Origin of the sequence: Rhodococcus sp. NPDC060090 (assembly GCF_042729855.1) — a bacterium.
In the GTDB taxonomy this organism is placed as follows: Bacteria; Actinomycetota; Actinomycetes; order Mycobacteriales; family Mycobacteriaceae; genus Rhodococcus.
In genome coordinates, this window is record NZ_JBHWXB010000035.1 from 1 (window position 1) to 7,910 (window position 7,910).

Annotated in this window: 1 protein-coding gene; it reads left to right on the plus strand. The window is 65.3% G+C overall.

The window, feature by feature from the left end:
- On the plus strand, window positions 1-7,910 hold a 7,910-nt coding region (locus ACFWCF_RS26120; RefSeq protein WP_378567969.1), incomplete at both ends, for an amino acid adenylation domain-containing protein.

Consider the following 7,910-nt stretch of genomic DNA (forward strand, 5'->3'; position numbering starts at 1 on the left):
CAGGTTCCGGTGCGGGCGTTGTTCGAGGCGTCGACGGTGTCGGCGTTGGCGGCGCGGGTGGAGCAGGAGTCGGGTCGTGGTGGCCGGGTTCCGCTGGAGGCGCGGTCGCGTCCGGTGCGGGTGCCGTTGTCGTTGGCGCAGCAGCGGATGTGGTTCTTGAATCGGTTCGATCCGGAGTCGACGGCGTATAATATTCCGTTTGCGTTGCGGTTGACCGGCGAACTCGATATCGCGGCACTACAAATCGCGATTCTCGATGTAATCGACAGACACGAGTCACTTCGCACGGTTTACCCGGACGGAATCGACGGTCCGTCGCAGGTAGTTGTCGATGCGGCCCGGATCGTACCGAACCTGTATCCCCAGAGGATCACTGAAGATCAACTGGAAGACCACGTCCATATGATGGCCAACGCAGGCTTCGACGTCACCCAGGACGTTCCGATCCGTGCAGAGCTATTCGAAGTGAGTCCCACCGAACATCTACTTGGACTCGTGGTGCATCACATTTCCGCCGATGGGTGGTCGATGGGTCCGCTGGCCCGGGATGTGATGCTTGCGTATGCAGCTCGCCTGGAATGGGAAAGCCCCGCGTGGATGCCCCTTCCTGTCCAATACATCGATTACGCGCTGTGGCAGCGCGACGTACTCGGCTCCGAGGATGACTCGGATTCGGTGATATCACGGCAGATCGCTTATTGGAGTGCCGCTCTCGCCGATCTCCCGGATGAGTTGGACTTGCCGTTCGACAGACCGCGTCCGAACCGCCTGTCGTTGCGAGGAGCCAAGGAGCCCTTCGTCATACCAGCGCATGTGCAGGCGGCTCTCGAGGAAACGGCACGCGCGCATGGGGCAACGACGTTCATGGTTGTGCATGCCGCGCTGTCTGCGCTCCTTTCGCGACTCTCGAGCTCAAATGATGTGGCCATCGGGACACCGGTCGCAGGCCGCGGAGATGCGGGCCTCGACGATATCGTCGGCATGTTCGTCAACACCCTGGTTTTGCGGACCGAGGTGGAGCCTGCGTTGCCGTTCTCGGCGCACCTTGCTCATGCTCGCGAGGCTGCACTCGGTGCGTTCGGGCATGCAGATGTGCCGTTCGAACGACTCGTCGAGGTGCTCAACCCGGCGCGTTCGACTGCGCGTCATCCGCTGTTCCAGGTCATGCTGTCGTTCGAGAACCTTGGCTCGACCCGCATCGATTTGCCTGCTCTGAGTCTCGATACTCTGACAATCGATACGCAGATAGCCAAGTTCGATCTGCACTTCACCCTCTCAGAGGTCGAAGATGGGTTCGATCGACACCGGGGTATGAATGGTGAGATCACCTATTCGACCGACCTTTTCGACGCGTCGAGCGTTAAGGCAATCGCAGCGAAGTTCGTGCAGATTCTCGAATCCGTGGTTGCGGACCCCTCGGTGCCTGTGGGTGATATCGATCTGCTCGATGCCGATGAGCGGTCTCTGGTGCTCGAGCGGTGGAACGATACTGCGCACGAGGTCGAGTCGTCGTTGACGTTGGTCGATCTGTTCGAGGCGCAGGTGCGTCGGACGCCGGATGCGGTGGCCGTGGAGTTCGAGGGGCGCTCGCTGACGTATGCGGAGTTCGATTCTCGTGTGAATCGGGTTGCGCGTTATTTGATTTCGGTGGGTGTGGGGCCGGAGTCGACGGTGGGTCTTGCGGTGCGTCGTTCGTTGGATCTGCTGGTCGGGATGTATGCGATCGTCAGGGCCGGTGGTGCGTATGTGCCGTTGGATCCGGATCAGCCGGTGGATCGTAATGGGTACATTCTCGAGGTTGCTGCTCCGACTGTGGTGTTGACGACCGCGCGTGACGGGTTTGTTGCGCAGGGTGTGCTTTCGGTGGAGCTCGATGTGCTCGATGTGTCGGGGTTCTCCGATGCGCCGGTGGTGGATGCGGATCGTGTGTTGCCGTTGCGGTCGTCGAATGCGGCGTATGTGTTGTTCACGTCGGGGTCGACGGGTCGTCCGAAGGGTGTTGCGGTTTCGCACGCATCGATCGTGAACCGGCTCGTGTGGATGCAGGACCAGTACCGGCTCGCCGCCGACGACGTCGTCCTGCAGAAGACGCCGTTCACGTTCGACGTGTCGGTGTGGGAGTTCTTCTGGCCGCTGCAGGTGGGTGCCCGACTCGTCGTCGCCATTCCCGACGGTCACCGCGATCCGGATTACCTGGTGCGGACGATGATCGAGAACACGATATCGGTGGCCCACTTCGTGCCGTCGATGCTCGCGGTGTTCGTCGCAGCATCCGGCGTCGAGGACGTGTCGACGCTGCGAGCCGTGTTCGCCTCCGGTGAGGCGCTGTCGGCTGCCGTCTCGGACCGGCTGCGCACGGCACTGCCCCAGGTGCGCCTGCACAACCTGTACGGACCGACCGAGGCCGCGGTCGACGTGACCTACCACGAGGTCACCCGCGCCGACTCCGCGTCGGTCCCGATCGGTGTGCCGGTGTGGAACACCGGTGTGTACGTGCTCGACGGCCGGCTCCGACCCGTCCCGGTGGGGGTTGCGGGTGAGCTGTACCTGTCGGGCGTGCAGTTGGCGCGGGGATACGTGACCCGGCCGGACCTCACCGCCGAGCGGTTCATCGCCTCTCCGTTCGCAGCGGGGGAACGGCTCTACAGAACCGGCGACCTCGTCAAATGGGGCCGGCGCTCCGGCGAGCTGGAGTACATCGGCCGTACCGACTTCCAGGTCAAGTTGCGAGGACTGCGGATCGAGCTGGGGGAGATCGAAGCCGAGATCCTCGAGCCGGGGGACGTCGCCCATGCTGTTGTGCTGGTGCGCGCGGATCCGCGTTCGGGCGAGCAGCTCGTCGCGTATCTCGTCGCACAGCCCGGGGCCACGCTCGATACCGGTGCGATCTCGAGGGCCCTGTCGACCCGCCTGCCCGGCTACATGGTCCCCACTGCGTACGTCGTACTCGATCAGCTGCCGCTGAGCCCGTCGGGCAAGCTCGACCGCAAGGCTCTGCCGGAGCCGGTGTTCGAGGTCAAGGAGTTCCGGGCACCGACCACACCCGTCGAACAGATCGTGGCCTCGGTCATCGCCGACGTCCTCGGGCTCGACCGGGTCGGGCTCGACGACGACTTCTTCGCCCTCGGCGGCAACTCGCTGATCGCGACACAGGTGGTGTCGCGGATCGGTGAGGCTGTCGGACACCGCCTACCGCTGCGCATGATCTTCGAGGCGTCGACCGTCGAGTCGCTCGCCGTGGCAGCCGAGTCCAGTTCGGTCGAGGCGAACCGGGTCCCGCTTGTCGCCCGGGATCGTCCGGCACGGATTCCGCTGTCGCTCGCGCAGCAGCGGATGTGGTTCCTCAACCGCTTCGATCCCGACTCGGCGGTCAACAACATTCCGGTTGCGGTGCAGTTGTCGGGCAAGCTCGACGTCGCAGCCCTCGAAGAGGCGCTGCGGGACGTCGTCGCGCGGCACGAATCGCTACGCACCATCTACCCGGACGTCGACGGCTACGGATACCAGAAGATCCTCGCTCCCGCCGACGTCGCGATCGCGCTCGAGAGCATCCCCACGTCAGAAAAGGACGTCCCGGACGCGCTGCGCGAGCTCGCCGGCACCGCGTTCGACGTGGCGCGCGAAGTTCCGCTCGCCGTCTGCCTACTCGAGCTCGCACCCGACGAGCACCTGCTGGTAGCGGTCCTGCACCACATTGCCGCGGACGGGTTCTCGATGGTCCCGCTCACCCGCGACATCATGATCGCCTACGCGGCACGCTCGACCGGCGACGATCCCGCCTGGGAACCGCTCGAGGTCCAGTACGCCGACTACACGCTGTGGCAGCGCGACGTGCTGGGATCCGAAGACGATCCCGATTCGTTGATCTCCCAACAGATCCGGCACTGGATCGAGGCGCTGGACGGAGTGCCCGCGAGCCTCGAGCTGCCCACCGACCGACCCCGCCCAGCGGTGGCCACGAACGCCGGCGCAGTACACCGATTCGAGATCGGTGCCGACCTGCGTGCCGCGATCGACAGGCTCGCGCACGAATCGCGCACCACAGAATTCATGGTGGTCCATGCCGCCCTCGCGGTGCTGCTCGCACGCCTCGGGGCGGCCGACGACATCACGATCGGCACCCCCGTCGCCGGTCGTGGTGAGCGCACCCTCGACGGCCTGATCGGAATGTTCGTCAACACCCTCGTTCTGCGCACGCACGTCGATTTCGCGCAGACGTTCGGCGAACTGCTCGCCCACGTGCGTGAATCCGACCTCGGTGCCTTCGCGCACGCCGAGATCCCGTTCGAACGCCTCGTCGACGTGCTCGCACCCGTCCGCAGTCAATCGCACAACCCGTTGTTCCAGGTGATGCTCGCATTCCAGAACGTCGGCCAGGTGTCGCTCGAACTGCCGGGCATGACCGTGTCCAACATTCCGCTCGACAGCGGTATGTCGAAGTTCGATCTCGTGGTGACGGTTCTCGACGTACCGCTCGACGGCGCTGGGGACGGCGGATACTCAGTCGAATTCTCCTACGCCACAGATTTATTCGATGCATCGACCATCGTCGGCATGAGTGAGCGTTTCGTGTCGTTGCTCGAGACGGTCACGAGCACACCCGCACTACCGGTCGGCGACCTTCCGCTGCTCACCGGCGCCGAACTCGCCGCGGTCGAATCGGCTTCCCGCGGACCCGTGCACCCCATCGACCCCGCAATCACGGTGCCCGTCCTGCTGGACCGGCAGGTGGCACGCACCCCGGACGCGCCCGCACTGATCCCGGGCACCGACGCTCTCGGCGCCCCGCGGACGTACCGGGAGTTCGGACGCGACGTCAACCGCCTCGCCCGGTACCTCATCGACCGCGGCGTCGGACCCGACACTCGCGTGGGTGTTGCACTGAGCCGTTCCACCGACATGGTCGTCGCGATTCATGCGGTGATCGCCGCGGGCGGCGCATACGTGCCGGTCGATCCCGACCAGCCCGCCGAACGCATCGAGTTCATCCTCGAATCCGCAGCGCCGTCGCTGCTCCTCACCGCAGGGCCGTCGCTGCTCCTCACTGCAGGGTCGACCGCATCGCCGCGCGGCGCGACCTCGGTCACCACGTGCGATATCGATGCACTCGACCTCTCCGGGTTCGACGACGGGCCGCTCACCGACGCAGACCGCACCGCACCGCTGCACACCGAGCACCTCGCGTACGTGTTGTACACGTCGGGTTCGACCGGCCGCCCCAAGGGCGTCGGCGTGACCCACGGCTCCGTGGTCAACCAGATGTTGTGGATGCAGGACCGATTCGCGTTCACGGAGTCGGACGCAGTCCTGCTCAAGACCCCTGTGACGTTCGACGCCTCTGTATGGGAAATCTTCCTGCCGCTGCAGACCGGTGCGTCCATCGTCGTGGGGTCCCCGGATCTCCACCGCGATCCCGCTCGCCTGGCAGCAGAGATCGGACACACCGCCACCACCGTGGTGCAGTTCGTCCCGACGGTGTTCGATGCGGTCCTCGAGCACCTCGACACGGTAGCGGCGGCGTCGCTCACCCACGTGTTCTGCGGTGGCGAGGCGCTCTCTGCGGGCAGCTCGGCCCGGTTCGCGGCGCTCGGTGATGCGCCCGTGCACAACGTGTACGGGCCGACCGAAGCGACGGTGCAGACCGTGTACCGGACCGCAGCGGCGGACGACGATCGGGTCGTGCCGATCGGCCGCCCCGTGTGGAACACCGATGTGCTCGTGCTCGACCCGCGGCTGCGCCCGGTTCCTGTTGGCGTGTCCGGAGAGCTCTATCTCACGGGTGCCCAGCTGGCCCGCGGCTACCAGGGCCGAGCGGATCTGACTGCGGAGCGATTCGTCGCGGATCCGCGCTCGACGACCGGTGCGCGCATGTACCGTACCGGCGACCTCGTCAAATGGACCCGAGCGACATCCGGCCGGTCCGACACGGCACACATCGATACGCTCGAGCTCGAATACCTCGGCCGCACCGATCACCAGGTCAAGCTGCGTGGTCTCCGGATCGAACTCGGCGAAGTCGAGTCGGCACTCGGCGAGGTGAACGGGGTGCGTCAGTCCGTTGCGATCGTCCGCGACGACCCGGGCACGGGCCCACAACTGGTGGCGTACGTGGTGCTGACAACCGGGACCACCCTCGACCCGCTCGATATGAAGGCCGAACTTGCGCAGGCGCTGCCGTCGTACATGGTTCCGTCGGCGATCGTGGTCCTCGACCGTTTCCCGCTCAACACCAGCGGGAAGATCGATCGAAACTCGTTGCCTGCTCCGACCTTTGAGGTCGGCGAATTCATGCCGCCGCGTACTCCGGTGGAGGAGATCGTCGCAGGAGTCTTCGCGCAGGTTCTCGGGGTGCCACGGGTCGGCCGGGACGACGACTTCTTCGCACTCGGAGGCAACTCGCTCGTCGCAACCCAGGTCGTCGCACGACTCGGTGAGGCCCTCGGGACCCGTATTCCCGTGCGAGCACTCTTCGACGCCCCGACCGTCGAAGCGCTCGCGGTGCGTGCTGAGCAGGACTCCGGTGCCGGAAGCCGACCGCAGCTCGCACCTCGCCCCCGCCCGGAACGAGTGCCGTTGTCGCCCGCTCAGCAGCGCATGTGGTTCCTCAACCGGTTCGACCCCGACTCTGCGGTGAACAACATCCCGGTCGGTGTCCGCTTGACGGGCGCCCTCGACGTGAAGGCACTCACCGCCGCACTCGGCGACGTCGTCGAACGGCACGAATCGCTCAGAACGATCTACCCGGACGTCGACGGTGTGGGATATCAGTCCGTACTCGCCTCGCACCCGGTGGAACTGGCCACCGAGAGCGTCGACGAGGCGTCACTCATCGTGCGAGCCGAACAGCTCACCGCGATGGGATTCGACATCACCACCGAGGTTCCGATGCGGGTGGTGCTGTTCGAGCTCAGCGCGCGCGAACACGTGCTGTTCCTTGTGGTACACCACATCGCATCCGACGGATTCTCGCTGCGTCCGCTCGCGCGCGACATCATGATTGCGTACGCGTCGCAGACACGCGGCGAGTCGCCGGCCTGGTCTCCTCTCGCGGTTCACTACGCCGACTACGCGCTGTGGCAGCGTGAAGTGCTCGGATCCGAGGACGATCCCGAATCGGTGCTCTCGGAACAGATCGGATATTGGGCCTCGCAGCTCGCGGGACTCCCGGATCAGCTGGACCTCCCGTCCGACCGGTCGCGCCCCGAGACGGCCTCCGGTGAAGGCCGGACCAGCAGTTTCCGAATGGAACCCACGCTGCACGCGCGTCTGGAAACGCTCGCGCGAGAGTACAACACGTCGTTGTTCATGGTGATTCACGCCGCTCTCAGCGTGCTGCTGTCGAGGCTGTCGGACACCGACGACATCGCAATCGGCACGCCGATCGCCGGTCGCGGCGAGGCAGCCCTCGACGATCTGGTCGGCATGTTTGTCAACACGCTGGTGCTTCGCACCACGTTCGACAACGATGCGCCGTTCGAGGAACTGCTCGCCAAGGTTCGCGAGACCGACCTCGACGCCTTCGCGCATGCCGACGTTCCGTTCGAGCGGCTCGTCGAGATCATCGATCCCGAGCGGTCGCAGGCACGGCATCCGTTGTTCCAGGTGGCCCTGACGTTCCAGAACACGGGCGCAGTGGATTTCGAACTCGACGGGATCACCGCGAGGGCGCTCGAATACGAAGCTCCCACAGCAAAGTTCGACCTGCAGTTCACCTTCGCCGACAGCATTGGCGCAGGATCGATCGGTGCCGACACCGGCGCGGGTGGCATGGACTTCGCGATCACCTATGCCACCGACCTGTTCGACGACCTGCGTGTCGCGGCGTTTGCGGAGCAGTTGCTGCGGATTCTGCGTGCGGTGGTGGATGATCCGGCGGTTGTGGTCGGTGATATCGGGATCCTCGATGATTT